The 17,392-nt window shown below is 67.3% G+C and carries 19 protein-coding genes; 11 read left to right on the top strand and 8 right to left on the bottom strand.

Going from position 1 to position 17,392, the window contains the following annotated elements; translation table 11 throughout:
• Positions 1-129: 129 nt before the first annotated feature.
• Complete coding sequence (locus ACJH5R_RS17935; RefSeq protein WP_406782507.1) at positions 130-2,439, top strand: cellulase family glycosylhydrolase; 2,310 nt, start codon at positions 130-132, stop codon at positions 2,437-2,439.
• Between the two features lie 24 nt (positions 2,440-2,463).
• On the opposite strand, the gene ACJH5R_RS17940 is transcribed toward ACJH5R_RS17935, so the two are convergent.
• Positions 2,464-3,216, bottom strand: coding sequence for a CPBP family intramembrane glutamic endopeptidase (locus ACJH5R_RS17940; RefSeq protein WP_406782508.1), 753 nt, complete (start codon positions 3,214-3,216; stop codon positions 2,464-2,466).
• 69 nt (positions 3,217-3,285) lie between these two features.
• Positions 3,286-4,122 carry a DUF2470 domain-containing protein gene (locus ACJH5R_RS17945; protein ID WP_406782509.1) on the bottom strand — a complete coding sequence of 279 codons (837 nt, stop codon included), beginning with the start codon at positions 4,120-4,122 and terminating at the stop codon, positions 3,286-3,288.
• Positions 4,123-4,321: 199 nt separating this feature from the next.
• Between ACJH5R_RS17945 and pheA the strand changes: the two genes are divergently transcribed.
• Positions 4,322-5,188 carry a prephenate dehydratase gene (pheA, locus tag ACJH5R_RS17950; RefSeq protein ID WP_406756683.1) on the top strand — a complete coding sequence of 289 codons (867 nt, stop codon included), beginning with the start codon at positions 4,322-4,324 and terminating at the stop codon, positions 5,186-5,188.
• Complete coding sequence (locus tag ACJH5R_RS17955) at positions 5,185-5,874, top strand: histidine phosphatase family protein (RefSeq protein ID WP_406756684.1); 690 nt, start codon at positions 5,185-5,187, stop codon at positions 5,872-5,874. The genes pheA and ACJH5R_RS17955 overlap by 4 nt, the downstream gene beginning before the upstream one ends.
• On the opposite strand, the gene ACJH5R_RS17960 is transcribed toward ACJH5R_RS17955, so the two are convergent.
• Genes ACJH5R_RS17960 through ACJH5R_RS17970 form a run of 3 tightly spaced genes read right to left on the bottom strand, consistent with a single transcriptional unit; the run spans position 5,871 to position 7,575 of the window.
• Positions 5,871-6,059 (bottom strand): hypothetical protein, encoded by a 189-nt coding sequence (locus ACJH5R_RS17960; RefSeq protein WP_406756685.1) that lies wholly within the window; start codon positions 6,057-6,059, stop codon positions 5,871-5,873. The two genes, ACJH5R_RS17955 and ACJH5R_RS17960, sit on opposite strands and share 4 nt — an antisense overlap.
• Positions 6,060-6,118: 59 nt before the next feature.
• The gene (locus ACJH5R_RS17965) at positions 6,119-6,469 is read right to left on the bottom strand and encodes a metallopeptidase family protein (protein ID WP_406756686.1); all 351 of its coding nucleotides are present in this window, start codon (positions 6,467-6,469) and stop codon (positions 6,119-6,121) included.
• Positions 6,466-7,575 carry a septum formation family protein gene (locus tag ACJH5R_RS17970; protein ID WP_406756687.1) on the bottom strand — a complete coding sequence of 370 codons (1,110 nt, stop codon included), beginning with the start codon at positions 7,573-7,575 and terminating at the stop codon, positions 6,466-6,468. The genes ACJH5R_RS17965 and ACJH5R_RS17970 overlap by 4 nt, the downstream gene beginning before the upstream one ends.
• 82 nt (positions 7,576-7,657) lie before the next feature.
• Here ACJH5R_RS17970 and serS point away from each other — a divergent pair, with 82 nt between their 5' ends.
• A complete protein-coding gene (gene serS / locus ACJH5R_RS17975) occupies positions 7,658-8,920 on the top strand; it encodes a serine--tRNA ligase (protein ID WP_406756688.1) in 1,263 nt (420 codons plus the stop codon).
• A 12-nt stretch (positions 8,921-8,932) separates the two neighbouring features.
• Here serS and ACJH5R_RS17980 read toward each other — a convergent pair whose 3' ends face one another.
• Positions 8,933-9,490 (bottom strand): TetR/AcrR family transcriptional regulator, encoded by a 558-nt coding sequence (locus tag ACJH5R_RS17980; protein ID WP_406756689.1) that lies wholly within the window; start codon positions 9,488-9,490, stop codon positions 8,933-8,935.
• Positions 9,491-9,642: 152 nt separating this feature from the next.
• Between ACJH5R_RS17980 and ACJH5R_RS17985 the strand changes: the two genes are divergently transcribed.
• Genes ACJH5R_RS17985 through ACJH5R_RS18005 form a run of 5 tightly spaced genes read left to right on the top strand, consistent with a single transcriptional unit; the run spans position 9,643 to position 13,997 of the window.
• Positions 9,643-9,864, top strand: coding sequence for a hypothetical protein (locus tag ACJH5R_RS17985; RefSeq protein ID WP_406782510.1), 222 nt, complete (start codon positions 9,643-9,645; stop codon positions 9,862-9,864).
• Positions 9,861-10,286, top strand: a complete 426-nt coding sequence (locus ACJH5R_RS17990) for an MmpS family transport accessory protein (RefSeq protein WP_125078644.1) — start codon at positions 9,861-9,863, stop codon at positions 10,284-10,286. The genes ACJH5R_RS17985 and ACJH5R_RS17990 overlap by 4 nt, the downstream gene beginning before the upstream one ends.
• On the top strand, positions 10,283-13,228 hold the full coding sequence (locus tag ACJH5R_RS17995) for an RND family transporter (protein WP_406782511.1): 2,946 nt from the start codon (positions 10,283-10,285) through the stop codon (positions 13,226-13,228). Before ACJH5R_RS17990 ends, ACJH5R_RS17995 begins: the two co-directional genes overlap by 4 nt.
• Complete coding sequence (locus ACJH5R_RS18000; RefSeq protein WP_406782512.1) at positions 13,228-13,560, top strand: DUF732 domain-containing protein; 333 nt, start codon at positions 13,228-13,230, stop codon at positions 13,558-13,560. Before ACJH5R_RS17995 ends, ACJH5R_RS18000 begins: the two co-directional genes overlap by 1 nt.
• Positions 13,557-13,997 carry a DUF5078 domain-containing protein gene (locus tag ACJH5R_RS18005; RefSeq protein ID WP_406756692.1) on the top strand — a complete coding sequence of 147 codons (441 nt, stop codon included), beginning with the start codon at positions 13,557-13,559 and terminating at the stop codon, positions 13,995-13,997. The genes ACJH5R_RS18000 and ACJH5R_RS18005 overlap by 4 nt, the downstream gene beginning before the upstream one ends.
• A gap of 4 nt (positions 13,998-14,001) precedes the next feature.
• Here ACJH5R_RS18005 and ACJH5R_RS18010 read toward each other — a convergent pair whose 3' ends face one another.
• Both ACJH5R_RS18010 and ACJH5R_RS18015 read right to left on the bottom strand, forming a co-directional pair.
• Positions 14,002-14,562 (bottom strand): TetR/AcrR family transcriptional regulator, encoded by a 561-nt coding sequence (locus tag ACJH5R_RS18010; protein WP_406756693.1) that lies wholly within the window; start codon positions 14,560-14,562, stop codon positions 14,002-14,004.
• 57 nt (positions 14,563-14,619) lie between these two features.
• On the bottom strand, positions 14,620-15,093 hold the full coding sequence (locus tag ACJH5R_RS18015) for a DUF2834 domain-containing protein (protein ID WP_406756694.1): 474 nt from the start codon (positions 15,091-15,093) through the stop codon (positions 14,620-14,622).
• Positions 15,094-15,174: 81 nt separating this feature from the next.
• Between ACJH5R_RS18015 and ACJH5R_RS18020 the strand changes: the two genes are divergently transcribed.
• Complete coding sequence (locus tag ACJH5R_RS18020) at positions 15,175-15,759, top strand: TetR/AcrR family transcriptional regulator (protein WP_406756695.1); 585 nt, start codon at positions 15,175-15,177, stop codon at positions 15,757-15,759.
• A gap of 67 nt (positions 15,760-15,826) precedes the next feature.
• Positions 15,827-17,383 (top strand): phytoene desaturase family protein, encoded by a 1,557-nt coding sequence (locus ACJH5R_RS18025; RefSeq protein WP_406756696.1) that lies wholly within the window; start codon positions 15,827-15,829, stop codon positions 17,381-17,383.
• Positions 17,384-17,392: the final 9 nt, after the last annotated feature.

Below are 17,392 nucleotides of genomic sequence, written 5' to 3' on the forward strand. Positions count from 1 at the left end.
GTGGGCGCCGAACATCACAGTTCATGGCCGACGCGCCACGTTTTTCTCAGGGATTGTTAGAAATTTTCCGAAGAAATCGTTATCTTGTCCACGTTGTCGCCGCGATTGTGGAGAGAGGTCTACCCGCAGATGACTCGTCAGTGCAGCACGAAGCGGAACCGCCGGGTCGCCGGGCTGGGCACGGCAGTGGGGGCGTTTCTGGCGTTCGGAGTGATGCCGTTGGCTGCTGCGCCGGCGGCGTCCGCTGAGGGCTTCGAGGACATGTTCGACCAGGTGCTGGCGCCGTTTATGGACACCACCACCGGCGGCCTGGACTGGGATGCGGTGTTCAGTCCGGCGGCCTGGGATGCGTTCGCCGGGTCCGCGGCTGCGTCATCGGCCCTGGAGAACCTGCTGTACCCCGACGTTGCGGCGTTGGTCCAGAACTGGGTCTACAACCCGCTGTACACCGGTATCGACTGGCTGGTCAGCAACTCGTTGATGGCACCGGTCGTCGATGTGTACAACCAGATCAGTGGGGCACTGGGTCTGGGCCTGATGATCGGCGATGGCGCGGACGGTACGGCCGAGCATGTCGCCGGTGGTGCGGGCGGTTGGTTGTTCGGTGACGGCGGGGCCGGCTGGGACAACACCGAGGTCGGTGGTACCGGTGGAGCCGGCGGATCGGCCGGGTTCTTCGGCAACGGTGGCGCCGGCGGCGAAGGCGGTGAAGGCGGCAGTGGTGGTGCCGGCGGCGTCGGCGGGTGGTACATGGGCGTCGGTGGCGCCGGTGGTGCGGGTGGCGACGGCGTCAACGGTGGCATCGGTGGAGCAGGTGGCGACGGACGCGGGTGGATGCTCGGTATCGGCGGGGCGGGCGGCGACGGCGGCGACGGCACCCACCTGGGTGGCAACGGCGGTGACGGCGGCAACGGGTCGATCTGGTTCGGCGGCGGTGGCGCCGGCGGTGACGGCGGCGACGGCGTCTACCTGGGCCAGGGGGATCTGCCCGCCCTGGGCGGTGCCGGCGGCCTGGCCGGCTCGCTGGGCACCCATGGCGCGGTTGGCCACTTCGGCACGCTGGACGGGGCTCCGGAGAAGGGACCGGCCGAACTCAGCACCGCCGGCGGCTGGATCGTCGACAACGACGGACGAGTCGTCATCCTGCAGGGCGTCAATCAGGTGTACAAGTCGCCGCCGTTCACGCCCGGCGGCGACGGTTTCGGCGCCGACGATGCGGCGTTCCTGGCTGCCAACGGATTCACCGCGGTGCGGGTGGGCCTGTATTGGGACCAGATTGAACCCCAACCTGGGGTGTACAACTGGGCCTACCTCGATTCGGTCCGGGAGACCATCGCGATCCTCAAGTCGCACGGCATCGTCAGCATCCTCGACATGCACCAGGATCTCTACGGTGTGGAGATCGGTGGGCACGGCGCGCCGGACTGGGCGACGATGTTCAACCCGGACGACAACGACACCACGCAGCCGTTCCCGTTCGCCTACGCACTCAACCCGGCGCAGAACCAGGCCTGGGATGCGTTCTGGGCCAACGAGAAGGTGGACGGTATCGGGCTGCAGAACTACTACGCCCGGATGTGGCAGACCGTCGCCGACTATATGGGTGGCACGCCCGGCGTGGCCGGCTACGAGATCATGAACGAGCCGTGGGCCGGCTCCTCGTGGTTGGGCAGCCTGCTCGGCAACTCGCACTTCGACAACCAGTCACTGACGCCGTTCTACGACCAGGTGATCTCGGCAATCCGGTCAGTGGACCCGAACACCACGGTGTACTACGAGCCGAATGTGCTGTTCGGCAATGCCACCGCGGGCATCAACATGGGCGGGGTCGACGACGACAACGCCGTGTTCTCCTTCCACGACTACTGCATCTTCGACGCCCTGGGCGCCGGAAGTTCCGCCGGCTGCTCGCTCTGGGACGGGATGATGATGGAAAACGCCCAGCGCTACGTCGACCGCTACGGCGTTCCCGGCGTGGTCACCGAGTTCGGCGCCACCGGTAACACCGACACCATCGCCAGCCAGCTGAACTCGATCAACCCGCACAAGTTCGGCTGGCTGTACTGGGGCTACAACGACACGGGCTCGCTGGTGCACGACCCCAGCGTGCCGCCGACCGGCGACAACGTGAACGAGGCCATCGTGGCGACGCTGGCCCAGCCCTACCCCCAGGTGATCGCCGGAATCCCGAACAGCTGGTCGTTCGAGAACGGGGTCTTCTCCTTCAGCTACTCCACGGCGATGGCCGGTGGCGGGGGCAGCTTCGACGCCGGGTCGGAGACCCGGATCTCGATCCCGGACATCCAGTTCCCGGACGGCTACCAGGTGAACGTCACCGGCGGGCAGGTCGTCTCGGCGGACAACGCCTCGGTGCTGGTCATCGAATCCAACGCGGGCGCCGGCACCATCACCGTCACGGTGACCCGGGCCGCGGGCTGAGGTCTGCGCGGGCTGCCGTAGCGCTCAGCGCAACCAGCCCAGCTTGTCGGCGAACAGCGCGTACCCGACGAAGGCCACCGTGTCGATCAGGGCATGCGCCAGGATCAGCGGCCACAGCCGCCTGCTGCGCTGCCAGGTGTAGCCGAACACCAGGCCCATCGCGATGTTGCCCAGCCCGGCGCCGAACCCCTGATAAAGGTGGTAGGCGCCGCGCAGTAGCGCGGAACAGGCCAGCGCCACCCACGGCGACACCCGCAGCTGCCGTAGCCGCGTCAACAGGTAGCCGACCACGATCACTTCCTCGGCGAACCCGTTGGCGAACGCGATCACGATCAGCATCGGCGCACGCCACCAGCTGTCGTTGATCGCCGCGGGAATGACGTCGGCGTTGAGCCCCAGGATTCGGGCCAGCAGGTACAGGCCCAGTCCGGGCAGTCCGATCAGGGCCGCCAGGCCGAGTGCGCCGGCCAGGTCGGTGCGGCGGGGCCACCCGCCCAGCCCGATACGGGCGGGTCCGATTCCGCTGCGCCACAGCAGGTACAGCGCCAGCGCGCCCCAGGCGATCAGTTGTGCGGCCCAGGCGGCGTTGAGGCCGAGGTCGATCAGATCGAAATAGGACCTGCGAGGGTTGAGGGCGATCCGCTGGGCGCTGAGGTCACGCAGCACCGCGTCGGCGAGCTGCAGAATCGCGGTGACGGCGCTCAGCCCATAGGTGACGGCCAGGACCAGCAGGATCTCCAGGCGCAGTGCGCGCCGCGGGGCCTGCAGGTCGGTCACCTCGCCACGGTAGCTACTGCTTCTGGCGGCGACCTGCTGCGCCCGGCTTCGCCGCGCTTGCGATCGCCGCTACTGCTCCTGGCGTCGGGCCTGCAGCCCGTTGAGAAACGGGCAGCCCATCAGTGCGCGCACGGCCCGGTTCAGGCTCAGCACATCCTCGACCGGCTGCGGGAAGCTCAGTCGGACATCGCGGTCCCCGTCGGGGGCCTCTACCCGCAGCCACATGCCGTAGCGGTCCACGGCAAGCGGACGGGCCTGGCCACGCCGCAGCTGTGGCGGCAGTTTCGCGGCGGCGAGCCGGGCGACCATCTCAGGGTGCGCCGAGTCGAGGTGCTGCAGCCAATGCGCCTCGATCGCGCAGAACGGGTCGGGACGGGCTGCCAGCAGCTCACGTACGTCGACCGCCTCGGCTCCGGTGGCGTCGGCCAGCACTGCCGACTCGGGCGTCAGCCGCAGCAGTGCGTAGTCGACGTCGGAATCACTGTCGTCGGGTGCACCGATATCGCGGCCACGCGACGCCGAGCGAGGCGAGACGACCTGGAGCAGAGCAGGGTTCGGGTCGACCGCCGCGATCCGGTCGAGCAGCACGGAGATCTCACGGTCGGGCACCGGGCGCAGCAGGCCCCGGAGCCAGGCCAGGGCACGCACGCGTTCGCGCAGTCGCAACGGCGCGTGATCGGTCAGCTCGAGCATCGCCTGCACGCCGGACTCGGCGGCCTGCGCGACCGGGTCCTCGACGGGGACCGCGACCACCACGGATCCATCTCGCAGCAGGTGGCAGACCGGTGCGTTGACGGGCGCGGCGTCGGCGGCGTCGGCGATCGCCACGAGGGCTTGACCCCGGATGCAGGCGCTGCGAATCCGCTCGGCGGACGTCGGGACGGTTGCTGCTGTAGTCGTGGCCATCGATCACCTTTCGAAGTGAGGTAAGCCTAACTTAATTAATGACTCGGGTGGGCGCAACAGGAATTGCGGAATCCGATCGCGGGTGCCACCGCCGCCGAACGTGACGGTGGCGGCACGTTCGAGGGTCGAATGTGAACCTGGCAGCACGCCCGCGCCGCCGGTGAGCGCGTCGGACGGTCGCGGCCGATAGGGTTGTCCGGTGACCCGCATCAGCTATCTCGGCCCGGCGGGGACCTTCACCGAAGCGGCGCTGCTCGCGTTGACCGGCGCCGGACGGGTTCCCGGCGCCGACCCTCAACCGGTGCCGGCCGAGAGCACCCCGGCCGCTCTCGACGCCGTGCGCACCGGTGCCACCGACTACGCGTGTGTGCCGATCGAGAACTCGATTGAGGGCGGGGTGACACCCACCCTGGACGGGCTTGCGGTCGGCTCGCCGTTGCAGATATTCGCCGAAACCGCCTTGAACGTCTCGTTCTCGGTGGTTGTCGCGCCGGGACGTGGCGAGGCGGACATTCGCACGGTGGCCGCTCACCCGGTTGCTGGCGCCCAGGTTCGGCGCTGGTTGGCCCAGCACCTGCCGCAGGCCCAGGTCGTGCCGGCCAATTCCAATGCCGCTGCCGCGCAGCAGGTCTGCGCCGGTGAGGTGGATGCCGGGGTGAGCACCGCGCTGGCTGCCAAGCAGCGGAGTTTGGTGACGCTGGCCGAGGGCGTCATCGACGAACCCAATGCCCGCACGCGCTTCGTGCTGGTGGGCGCCCCGGCGCCGCCACCGGTGCGTACCGGCGCCGACCGAACGTCGGTGGTGCTGCGTCTGGACAATGCGCCCGGCGCCCTGGCGGCGGCCCTGACGGAGTTCGGAAGTCGCGGTATCGATCTGACTCGCATCGAATCCCGCCCGACCCGGACCGAGCTGGGCACCTACCTGTTCTTCCTGGACTGCGTCGGACACATCGACGACGACGCGGTCGCCGAGGCGCTGGCGGCGCTGCGCCGCAGCTGCGCGGACGTTCGCTACCTGGGCTCCTGGCCCATCGAGCCGGCGGGCCGAAGCGAGGCGGCGTCGTGAGCGGGCGGCTGGTGCTGCTGCGCCACGGCCAGTCTTACGGCAATGTCGACCGTCGACTCGACACCCGCCCGCCCGGTTCGGAACTGACTCCGCTGGGCCGCGATCAGGCCCGGGCGTTCGCAGCCGAAGGCATCCACCGCCCGATGCTGGTCGCCCATTCGGTGGCCACCCGCGCGGTTCAGACCGCCGCGGAGATCAGCGGCCGGCTCGGCGTGACCGCCCGGGCACTCGATGGCATCCACGAGGTGCAGGCCGGCGCACTGGAGAACCGCAGTGACGACGACGCGATCGCCGAGTTCAACGCGATCTATCAGCGTTGGCACTCCGGCGAGCCCGGCGTCGCGTTGCCCGGCGGCGAGACGGCCGAGCAGGTGCTCGACCGCTACCTACCGGTCGTCACCGACCTGCGGATGCGTTACCTCGACGACGACGACTGGACCGGGGACATCGTCGTGGTCAGCCACGGCGCGGCGATCCGCCTGGCGGCAGCGACGTTGGCGGGGGTGGACGGCAGCTTCGTGCTGGAGAACCACCTGGAGAACGCCACCGCCGTGGTGCTGGCCCCGATCACCGACGGCCGATGGAGCTGCGTGCAGTGGGGTTCGCTGACGCCGCCGTTCTATCCCGAACCGCACCCGGACCCGGTCGGCGACGCGTTGCGCTCCGACACCGACCCGATGGGCTAGACCGCCAGCGCGTATACCTGCGCGCAGCGGCAGCCGACCGCCTCGCAGTCCAGGGCGAACGAGTGCGGCAGCACCTCGCCGGGGCAGCCGTCCTCGGTGCACTCCGCGGGCTGCTGGACGTGGTGGATGAGTGTGCCGTGGCAGTGCTCCAGGCCCGCCCGGCAGTCTCGGCAGTGGTCGTCCATGGATCGTTCATAGCACTGCGCGCCGACAGGCTCGTTCCGGCGCGCCGCGTCGAGGGCAGTCAGCTCCAACCCAGTTCGTGCAGCCGGTCGTCGTCGATACCGAAGTGATGGGCGATCTCGTGGATCACCGTGATTCGGACCTCCTCGACGAGTTCGTCGTCGGACTCGCACATCTCCAGCAGCGCATCCCGGTAGATGGTGATGGTGTCCGGCAGTGAGCCGGCATAGCTCGAATCGCGCTCGGTCAGCGCGACCCCCTCGTAGAGCCCGAGCAGATCGGGCTCCTCGGCGTTGCGGCCCTCCACCAGGATCACCACGTTGTCGAAGGCCGCCGCCAGCTCCGCCGGGATCAGGTCGAGCGCGTCGGAGACGAGATCGTCGAACCGGCGCGGGTCCATCGCGACACTCACCGCGGCTGGCTACCGGCCGGCAGTTGGTTCAGGCGTTCCGCGGGGATCGACGGCGGCGGGATCGGGGGCTGGCCGTTGATCAGCAGCGATCCGCGGGCACTGTTGATCAGCGCCGCCCAGCCACCGTTGCCCAGCGTGGCGCCCAGACTGCAGGCCACCTCGCGGCTGCCCGCCGACCAGCTGGGCAGGGAGACGGTGGCGTAGGTCAACGTCAACGTCGTGTCGCGCAGCTGCACCGGGTCCAGGTAGGCGTCGGTGAGCCGGGTGCAGGAGTCCTTGATGAACGCATCCTGCTCGGCCTCGGGGGGCAGCGCGTCGGGGAACCGCTCGGTCAGATTGACCGTGCCGGTGACCTCCTTGGTGTGCGGCGCCGCGCAGTCGACCGGAACGTCGTTGGGCTGGTTGGTGGCCGGATCGATGCCCAGGCAGGTGCCCGGCGGCCAGACCTTGGACTGGTCGATGTCGGCGACCTTGCCTACGAACGCGGTCTGCCGGCCGCCCACGCCGGGCAGTTGCAGGCCGCACAACATCCGGCGCTCACCGTGCTGGCGCCACGCGCGTTCACCGGCCCACAACATGCTGGCGACGAACTTGCTGTGCGGGTCGAACTTGGCGCCGAGGTAGCGGCGCACCGACGACTCGCACTGCTCCTGGGTGATCTGCTCGATGCGGGCCATCGACGGCGGTGGGGCGTCGGGACCGTATTCGGCGCCCGGGAACATCTTCATGTCCACCGGGCCGGCCACCTCGAACTTGTGCTCGTCGGCGCAGCTGACGATCGTCGCCGCGTCCAAGTCGTTCTCCGGCCAGTTCAGGCAGTCGCCGGCAACCGCGTGGTCGATCGCTTCGTTGCCCTTGACCGTGCCGAGTCCCAGTCCCGGCCCGGTGCCCTTGCCGCCCGCCCCCGGCGCCGGCTCGGCGTTCAGATGGCCCAGCAGCCCCCCGGGGCCCTCGCCGACGACGGGAACAACCGTGATCAAACCGGCGATCAGCAGCCCACCCAGCGCGGTGAGCAACAGGGCACGGCGGGTCGGGGCGGCTTGGAGCGTGCGTCGCCAAGACACCCGCTTGGCGGGTGGATTCTCCTGGTCGGCTGCCTCTGACATCGGGTCCATTCTGACAGGCAGCCGCGAGCGCGTGACAAATGATGCGAAAGTGATGCAGCCGGCCAGGTTGTAGGGTTTTGCCGTGATCGACCTGAAGCTGCTGCGTGAAGATCCCGACCGTGTCCGCCGCTCCCAGGTGGGTCGCGGTGAGGACCCGGCCCTGGTGGACGCCTTGCTGGCCGCCGACACCGCACGCCGTGCCGCCATCGCGGCGGCGGACTCGATGCGTGCCGACCAGAAGGCGGCCAGCCGGTCGGTCGGGGCGGCATCGCCGGAGGAACGCCCGGCCCTGCTGGCGCGGGCCAAGGAGCTGGCCGAGCAGGTCAAGGCCGCCGAGTCCGCCCAGGGCGAGGCTGAGGCGGCGTTCACCGGGGCGCACATGGCGATCGCCAACGTGGTGATCGACGGGGTGCCGTCGGGCGGCGAGGACGACTTCGCGGTGCTGGACGTGATCGGCGAGCCGCCGGCGATCGAGAATCCGCGCGACCACCTCGAGCTCGGTGAGGCGCTGGGCCTGATCGACATGGGGCGCGGAGCCAAGGTCTCCGGCTCGCGGTTCTACTTCCTGACCGGCCGCGGCGCGCTGCTGCAGCTCGGCCTGTTGCAGCTGGCCGTGCGCCTGGCGGTCGACAACGGGTTCACCCCGATGATCACCCCGTCGCTGGTCCGTCCCGAAGTCATGTCCGGCACCGGATTTCTGGGCGCGCACGCCGACGAGATCTATCGGCTCGAGGCAGACGACCTCTACCTGGTGGGCACCTCGGAGGTGCCGCTGGCCGGCTACCACTCCGACGAGATCCTCGACCTGTCGGCCGGGCCGCTGCGCTATGCCGGGTGGTCGTCGTGCTTTCGCCGGGAGGCCGGCAGCTACGGCAAGGACACCCGCGGCATCATTCGGGTGCACCAGTTCGACAAGGTCGAGGGGTTCGTCTACTGCCGGCCCGAGGACGCTGAAGCCGAACACGACCGGCTGCTCGGCTGGCAGCGCGAGATGCTGGCCCGTATCGAGGTGCCCTACCGGGTGATCGACGTCGCCGCAGGCGATCTCGGGTCCTCGGCCGCCCGCAAATTCGACTGTGAGGCGTGGGTGCCCTCCCAGGGCACGTACCGGGAGCTGACGTCGACGTCGAACTGCACCACCTTCCAGGCCCGCAGGCTGGCGACCCGCTACCGCGACGAGAACGGCAAGCCGCAGACCGCGGCCACCCTCAACGGCACCCTGGCCACCACCCGGTGGCTGGTGGCCATCCTGGAGAACCACCAGCAGCCCGACGGCAGTGTGCGGGTGCCGCAGGCGCTGGTGCCCTACGTGGGCGTGGAGGTGCTGGAGCCGGCCGGCTCCTGACCGGCGGCCGCGTCAGGCGGTGAAGAGTCGCCGCGAGCAGTCCAACAGCATCCGGTGCAGTTCCTCGTTGGGGATGTCCGACACCGCGGGATCGGCTGCCGCGCCGAGAATTCCGGGCACCAGAACCGCGATCGCGATGAGGGTGGCTGGGTCGGGCTGTGGTCCCGCCAGGATGGCCTGCAAGCGCCGGGAGGCGTCCCGGAAGTCTCCGATGGCCTCGACGACTCCCACCACGGCGGGATCGGTGTGGACCAAGGCCGTGGTGCGACGGTGCCGCACTGCCAGTTCGATGATGCCGCTGATGGTGGCCTCGCGCTGAACCTCGCGGGAGTCGATGGCCTCGACGATGGCGACCACCCGGGCGATGTCCTCGAACACCGGGCGAAACACCTCGACGACGATGTCGTCCTTGCAGTGGAATTGGTAGTACACCGCGGACTTGTTGACGCCCAATCGGTCGGCGATCATCTGCAGCGAGGTGCCGCTCACCCCGTGCTCGGCGAACAGCCCTTGCGCGGCCTCTAGTACGCGCTCCCGCGCGAATCCCCGCGGCGCCATCGTCTTCGCCACTGCATGTCTCCCTGCTGTCGGAGTCGACCGTTCACGGGCGTGAGCCACACCGCACGGTTGTGCTGACCGATCGCTTGATTCTACTTTACTGATCGTATAACTTGGCTTTCCGTCACGCTTAACCGCAGATCTGGACTGAAAGGGCGTCGCCGATGCTGAACCGACAGGTGCACAGGCTTTCCCGCTCTGATCAGGCCACCCTGTCCCCGGGCGTCACGGCTTATGTGGTTGACGCGCCGGAAATCGTGGCCGGGGACCACCCGTTGTTCGATGCGATCGCCGAACTGGGCGCCACCGCGAATCGGTTCGCGGCCGACACCCATGTCCTGGTAGTGGTCAGCAAGGCCACCGGCAAGGTCGGATCCGCTCGGTGAAGGCGCTGAGGCGGGCGTGGATGCCGCTGCTCATCGTGGCGGTGGTGGTGCTCGGGACGCTGACCGTGCTGCGGTTGCGCACCTATTTCGGGGGCGACAACTCGCACCTGATCAGCACCAAGGTCGACGACACCAAGCCGTACAACCCGAAGGTCGTCACCTACGAGGTCTTCGGTGAACCCGGCGCGACGGCCGACATCAGATACCTCGATCTCGACAGCAGGCCCCAGCATGTCGACGCCGCAACACTGCCCTGGTCGGTGACCCTGAGCACCACGCTGTCCGCGGTATCGCCGAACCTCTACGCGCAGGGCAAAGGCTCCACCCTGGGCTGCCGCATCAGCATCGACAACGAGCTCAAAGACGAGCGAACCGCCACCGGCGTCAGCGCCCTGACCTTCTGCTTGGTGAAATCTGCATGAGCACTTCTGCGGACAACTTCCCGCCCGAGGCGCCCACCGAGACCATCCCCGCTGCCGCGGAGCATCCCAAGCCGGGTGCGATGGCGAAATGGATTCGGCGACTGGCTATTCCGATCATGCTGGGCTGGATCGGGATCATCGTTCTGGCGAACGTGACCGTCCCCCAGCTGGAGAAGGTCGCCGAGATGGCCGCGGTTCAGATGACCCCGGACGACGCGCCCTCGATGATCGCGGTCAAACGTCAGGGCGAGGTGTTCAAGGAGTTCACCTCCAACAGCTCGGTCATGCTGGTCCTCGAGGGCGACGAGCCGCTGGGTGCCGACGCGCACCATTACTACGACCAGATCATCGACAAACTGAAGGCCGACACCACCCACGTCGAACACATCCAGGATTTCTGGGGTGATCGCCTGACCGCCGCGGGAGCTCAGAGCCCGGACGGCAAGAGCGCGTACGTGCAGATCTACACCGCGGGAAACCAGGGTGAGGCGCTGGCCAACGAATCGGTCAGAGCGGTCAACCAAGCAGTAGACAGTGTTACCGCGCCACCGGGAGTGAAGGCGTATGTGACCGGCGGTGCGGCGCTGGCGGCCGATCAGGACAAGGCCGGCACCCGCAGCATGCACATGATCGAGTCGCTGACGTTCGTCGTCATCATCACCATGATGCTGACGGTCTACCGATCGATCACCACCGTGGCGCTGGCGCTGGCGATGGTGGTGACCGGGCTGGCGTCGGCTCGGGGCATCGTGGCGTTCCTGGGCTATCACGGTCTGATCGGTCTGTCGCCCTTCGCCACCAGTCTGTTGGTGACACTGGCTATCGCGGCCGCCACCGACTACGCGATCTTCCTGATCGGCCGATATCAGGAGGCGCGCAGCGCGGGCGAGGACCGGGAACAGGCGTACTACACCATGTTTCGCAGCACGGCGCATGTGGTGCTCGGCTCGGGCATGACGATCGCGGGCGCCACGCTGTGCCTGCACTTCACCCGGTTGCCCTACTTCCAGTCGTTGGGGATTCCCCTGGGGATCGGCATGACCATCGTCGTCATCACGTCACTGACGATGGGGTCCGCCGTCATCGCGGTGGCGGGGCGATTCGGCACCCTGCTGGAACCCAAGCGAGCCAACAGGGGACGCGGCTGGCGCAAAATCGGTGCGGCCGTGAGCCGTTGGCCAGGACCGATTCTGATCGCCGCGACTGCGGCCGCACTGGTCGGCATCCTCGCCCTGCCCGGGTACAAGCCCGGCTACAACGATCGCGCCTACATGCCCGCGGATCTACCCGCCAACCAGGGTTTCCTGGCGTCGGACCGGCACTTTCCCTCCGCGCGGATGAACCCTGAGATGCTCATGATCGAAACAGACCACGACATTCGAAATTCCGGGGACTTTCTGGTGATCGAGCGAATCGCCAAGCGGGTCACCGGGGTAGAGGGTGTCTCACGCGTCATGTCCATCACCCGGCCGCAGGGTATTCCGATGGAACACTCCACTTTCGGCTACATGCTCGGCATGCAGGCGGTCAGCCAGGACATGACCCGCAAGTTCAACGAAGATCGCACGGCGGACATGTTGGCCCAAGCAGAGGACATGCAGGTCAACATCGACACCATGACGAAGATGATCGAGCTCATGGAGGAGATGAACGCCACCATGGGGCGCATGGTCGGCAAGATGCACCTGATGGTCGACGACATCGAAGAACTGCGCGACAAGATCGCCAACTTCGACGACTTCTTCCGGCCGATGCGAAGCTACTTCTATTGGGAACCGCACTGTTTCGACATTCCGATCTGCCACTCGCTGCGGTCGGTCTTCGATGCCATGGATGGTGTCGACACCATGACCGACAACTTCAAGCAGATCGTTCCGGACATGGACGCGATGGCGGCGCAACTGCCGCAGATGCTCACGCTGATGCCGCCGATGATCCAGATGATGACGAACGCCAAGGCCATGATGCAGGCCACCTACGCCACCCAGAGCGGACTGGCCAAGCAGGCGCAGGAAGCCCAAGGGGATCCCGCCGCGATGGGGGAGGCCTTCGACAAGGCCCGCAACGACGACTCGTTCTATCTGCCGCCGGAGATCTTCGACAACGCCGAATTCCAGCGTGGCATGAAGAGTTTCGTGTCGCCGGACGGGCGTGCCGTGCGGTTCATCGTCAACCACGAGGGCGATCCACTGAGCGCAGAGGGCATCAAGCACATCGACGCGATCAAGCTCGCTGCCAAGGAGGCCATCAAGACCACCCCCTGGGAGGGCTCGAAGATCTACGTCGGTGGTACCGCCGCGATGTTCAAAGACATGCAGGAGGGCTCCAACTACGACCTGATGATCGCGGGCGTCGCGGCGCTGTGCCTGATCTTCATCATCATGCTGATCATCACCCGTGCCGTGGTGGCCGCGCTGGTGATCGTGGGCACCGTGGTGGTGTCACTCGGCAGCGCCTTCGGCCTCTCGGTGTTGCTCTGGCAGAACATCATCGGGCTGCAGGTGCACTGGATGGTGATGGCGATGGCGGTGATCATCCTGTTGGCGGTGGGTGCCGACTACAACCTCTTGCTGGTTTCTCGCCTGCGCGAGGAGATCCACGCCGGGCTGCACACGGGCATGATCCGGGCGATGGGCGGCAGCGGCTCGGTGGTGACCGCCGCAGGACTGGTGTTCGCCTTCACCATGATGACGATGGCGATCAGTGAACTGCGCGTGATCGGTCAGGTGGGCACCACCATCGGCTTGGGGCTGTTGCTCGACACCCTGATCATCCGCTCGTTCATGACGCCGTCGATCGCGACTCTGCTCGGCAAATGGTTCTGGTGGCCGCAGGTGCCGCGGCTGCGTCCCAAGCCCGCACCCTGGCCGGCGCCGTTGCAGCGCAACCCGAGCGACGACCTCGTGGAGTCCGGCGGTGGAGCGCATCGGGGAGGTTGGTGATGAGGTTCGGAGGCGCATGCGCGTTGGCGGGTGTGTCGGCGGCAATCCTGTTCGCTGTGCCCGCGCACGCCGATGTCGATACCGATTTCGCCCGCCGATTGCATGGCTACGGCATCTACGGGGCGCGCGACTACAACGCCCGGCTCGGCAAACTCACCTGTAAACGGTTGACCAACGACGTCGACCATGACGCCTTCGAGTCGGCGGCCTTCGTCGGCAAGAACATCAAGGGCGTGAACTCCCAGCAGGCCTGGCAGTTCGTCGATACGGCGTTGAGCACCTACTGCCCCGACAAGCTGATCGTTCTGGAACAGGCTGGAGGTATTCGATGAACCGCAAGAGCTGGGCTCTGGCGGTAGGGCTGCTGACCGGTATGGCCGCGGCGGGGACTGCGTCGGCGGATGCGACGGAGAACTTTCCGATTCCCAACCGGATGCTGCACACCACCTGCACCGCCGAACAGATCATGGCGGCCGCCCGCGATGTCGCGCCGGTCTACTACGAGCGCTACATGATCGACTACAACAACAAGTCCCCGCAGGTCCATGAGGCGGTGCAGGACCGGATTCACTGGTTCTACTCGATGGATTACCCGGGCCGTCGCGCCTACTCGGAGAACCTGGCCACCGACATCTATTACGAGAAGCTCGCTTTCGCGTGGCCGAACTGGGCCAAGTTGTTCTTCAACAACCACGGGGTCGCTGCCCGGGCCACCGAGGTGTGCGAGCAGTACCCCGCTGCCGACATGGGGGTGTGGAACTGGACCTGACCCTCTAGGTCAGTAACGCCATGATCTGCCGTGCCGTGTCCAGCAGGATCTCGTGCAGCTGTTCGTCGGCGATGTCTGCCAGTTCGGGGTCGGCTGCCGCGGTGAAGGCTCCAGCCATCAGGGTGGTCGTGATCACCCGAGTTCTGGCATCGGGATTGGGGCCCCGCAGGATGGCCGCCGCGGCGTCACTGACGGCCATGAAGTCGTCGCGGGCCCGCACCGCGTGCTCCATGCCGCGGTCGTAGAACAGGAAGGCGAGCCGGCGGTAGCGGACGGCGAGTTCGACGACGCCACTGACGGTCACGTCCCGCTGGCCCTGCCGGGTCGGCATGGCCTCGGCGATCTTGATGACCCGGACGATGTCGTCGAACATCGGTTCTACCAGCGCGACGACGATGTCATCGCGGGACCGGAACTGGTAGTAGACAGCGGGTTTGCTCACGCCCAGCCGGTCGGCGATCATCTGCATGGATGTGCCACCGATGCTGTGTTCGATGAACAGGTCCAAGGCCGCCTGCAGCACCCGCTCGCGCGCGGAGCCGCGCGCCGCCACCGGCTTGGCCACGACATTCCTCCTCCTCGACGCGGCCAGCCTATCGCGCGAGGTCGGGGTCGCCGGCCGCTACGCCGCAGCTTTGGCGTGCCGGTGCTGGCGTTCGATGGTGGCGAAGTAGAAGGCGTAGGCGAACGCGCAGCTGGTGAACAGACTCGACACGAAGTAGAGCCACGGGCGCCGCAGTCCACGCCGGTAGCCGTCGACGATGGTGAACAGCGGCAGCAGAACGACGTTGATGATCGTGTAGTCCTGGCTGGCCGAACCGGCGGCCGGATTGGTGAACATCAGCTGGATGTACTGCGTCCAGCTGCCCGGCCCCCAGATCGGATTGTGGTTGGGGCCGTGCGCGTACTCGTTGACGAAGCGGATGTTGAAGTACCAGCCCAGCACGATCGACGCGATGCCGATCAGGTAGTACACGATCTCCAGGGGTGAGAACGGGGCGCCCCCAGAGGGTTTCGCGAAAACCGCGCGATTGGATGCCACAATCCACCAGATGGTTGCCAGGCCCAGCACTGCATGCACGATGAGCGAGATCATGCGGTCAGTCTCACCATGCGTAGCAAGTTTTGTCAATAATGACATTCCTGACCGGTGTGACGCTGAGGTACCTTTACGCGCATGCCACGAGCCCCGCAGACCGCGCGCAGCGAACGCACCCGCGAAGCGTTGCGGCAGGCCGCGCTGGTCCGCTTCCTGGCGCAGGGGGTAGAGGACACCTCCGCCGAGCAGATCGCCACCGATGCCGGGGTGTCGCTGCGAACGTTCTATCGGCACTTCACTTCCAAGCACGACCTGTTGTTCGCCGACTACGACGCCGGGCTGCAGTGGTTCCGCAGCGCCCTGGCTGCCCGGCCGCCGGCCGAGCCGATGATCGAGGCGGTTCAGGCGGCGATCTTCGCTTTTCCCTACGACGTCGAGGCGGTGACTCGCATCGCCGCGCTGCGCGAAGAAGAGCTCGATCCGGAGCGCATCGTGCGTCATATTCGGCAGGTGGAGACCGATTTCGGCGACGCGGTGGCCGAGCGGCTGCGGGCCACCACGAGGAATGCGTCCGCTGACCCGCTGCGGGTTGCCGTGACTGCCCGCTGCATCGCGGCCGCCGTGTTCGCCGCGATGGAGGTCTGGATGCTGGGTACGGACCGCTCGCTCGCGGAGCTGGCCCGGATGTGCCGTACCGCGCTGGACTCGCTGAGCAGTCTTTAGTTACGTCAATATTGACAAAACTATCCACCCGTGCCAGCGTTCCCGGAAAGCGGGAAGGGGCGGATGGATGACCGACTACGACGCGATTGTCATAGGTGCTGGGCACAACGGACTGGCCGCGGCGCTCATCCTGCAGCGTGCGGGGTTACGCACGCTGTGTCTGGAGGCCGGTCGATACGCCGGGGGGATGGCCTCCACGGTGGAACTGTTCGACGGCTATCGGTTCGAGATCGCCGGCTCGGTGCAGTTCCCCACGTCGGCCGCGGTCAGCGCGGAGCTGGGCCTAGACGGTCTGGAGAGCATCGACCTCGAGGTCATGTCGGTGGCGATGCGCGGCGTCGGTGACGACCCGCTGATCCAGTACACCGACCCGATGAAGCTGTTCACCCACCTGTCCGAGGTGCATGGCGCCGAGGCGGTCAACGGCATGGCCGGGTTGCTGGGCTGGAGCCAGGCGCCCACTCGGGCGCTGGGCCGTTTCGAAGCGGGTCGGCCACCGAAATCGCTTGACGAGATGTATGCCTGCGCCACAAATGAATTCGAGCGTTCGGCTATCGACGACATGTTGTTCGGTTCGGTTACCGAGGTGCTGGACCGTTACCTGCCCGACCGGGAGAAGCACGCGGCGCTGCGCGGCTCCTTCACCGTGCTGGCCGTCAACACCCTCTACCGCGGACCGGCCACCCCCGGCAGTGCCGCGGCACTGGCCTACGGCCTGGGCGTGCCCGACGAGAACACCGTGCTGATGAAGAAGCTGCGGGGTGGAATCGGCGCACTCACCGGGCACCTGTGCGACACGTTCACCGGTCTGGGCGGGCAGCTGCGGCTGCGCACCGCGGTGTCGGAGATCCTTGTCGCCGATGGGACGGTGGCCGGCGTGCGGACCGAATCCGGCGACACCCTGAGCGCACCGGTGGTGGTGTCGGCGATCGCCCCCGACGTCACGGTCACCGGACTGCTCGACGCCGCTTCGGTCCCGGAGGACATCCGCGCCCGCTACGCCCGCACCGACCACCGCGGCAGCTATCTGCAGATGCATTTCGCGCTGGACGCGGCGCCGGTGTTCACCGCCCCCTACGAGGCACTCAACGACCCGGCCATGCAGGCTTCGTTGGGGATCTTCTGCACACCCGAAGAGGTACAGCAGCAGTGGGAGGACGCGCGCCGCGGCGTCGTCCCGGCCGATCCGACCGTGGTGCTGCAGATCCCGTCGCTGCACGATCCCGAGCTGGCCCCGCCCGGCAAGCACGCGGCGTCGGCGTTCGCGCTGTGGTTTCCCATCGAGGGGGACGGCAACTACGGCGAGATGAAGGTCGAGATGGGGCGGCGGGTGATCGACAAGATCACCAGACTGGCACCGAATTTCGAGCGCAGTATCACCCGGCACACCACCTTCACCCCGCGGCATATGGGCACCATGTTCGGTGCGCCCGGCGGCGACTACTGCCACGGCCTGCTCAACCCGGATCAGATCGGCCCCAACCGGCCCGGGCCGCGGGGTTTCCTCGGGCAGCCGCTACCGGTGGCCGGGCTCTACCTGGGGAGTGCAGGCTGTCACGGCGGGCCGGGGATCACGTTCATTCCCGGTTACAACGCCGCTCAGCAGGTCTTGGCTGACCGCTGAGTAGCGCAA

Source organism: Mycobacterium sp. SMC-19 (assembly GCF_045310815.1).
Taxonomy (GTDB): Bacteria; Actinomycetota; Actinomycetes; order Mycobacteriales; family Mycobacteriaceae; genus Mycobacterium.

Coding starts and splice junctions, on each gene's coding strand:
- ACJH5R_RS17935 (WP_406782507.1), top strand. CDS start 130: ATGACTCGTCAGTGCAGCACGAAGCGGAACCGCCGGGTCGCCGGGCTG.
- ACJH5R_RS17945 (WP_406782509.1), bottom strand. CDS start 4,122: ATGGCCACGACTACAGCAGCAACCGTCCCGACGTCCGCCGAGCGGATT.
- ACJH5R_RS17960 (WP_406756685.1), bottom strand. CDS start 6,059: ATGGACGACCACTGCCGAGACTGCCGGGCGGGCCTGGAGCACTGCCAC.
- ACJH5R_RS17970 (WP_406756687.1), bottom strand. CDS start 7,575: ATGTCAGAGGCAGCCGACCAGGAGAATCCACCCGCCAAGCGGGTGTCT.
- ACJH5R_RS17985 (WP_406782510.1), top strand. CDS start 9,643: ATGCTGAACCGACAGGTGCACAGGCTTTCCCGCTCTGATCAGGCCACC.
- ACJH5R_RS17995 (WP_406782511.1), top strand. CDS start 10,283: ATGAGCACTTCTGCGGACAACTTCCCGCCCGAGGCGCCCACCGAGACC.
- ACJH5R_RS18000 (WP_406782512.1), top strand. CDS start 13,228: ATGAGGTTCGGAGGCGCATGCGCGTTGGCGGGTGTGTCGGCGGCAATC.
- ACJH5R_RS18005 (WP_406756692.1), top strand. CDS start 13,557: ATGAACCGCAAGAGCTGGGCTCTGGCGGTAGGGCTGCTGACCGGTATG.
- ACJH5R_RS18015 (WP_406756694.1), bottom strand. CDS start 15,093: ATGATCTCGCTCATCGTGCATGCAGTGCTGGGCCTGGCAACCATCTGG.
- ACJH5R_RS18020 (WP_406756695.1), top strand. CDS start 15,175: ATGCCACGAGCCCCGCAGACCGCGCGCAGCGAACGCACCCGCGAAGCG.
- ACJH5R_RS18025 (WP_406756696.1), top strand. CDS start 15,827: ATGACCGACTACGACGCGATTGTCATAGGTGCTGGGCACAACGGACTG.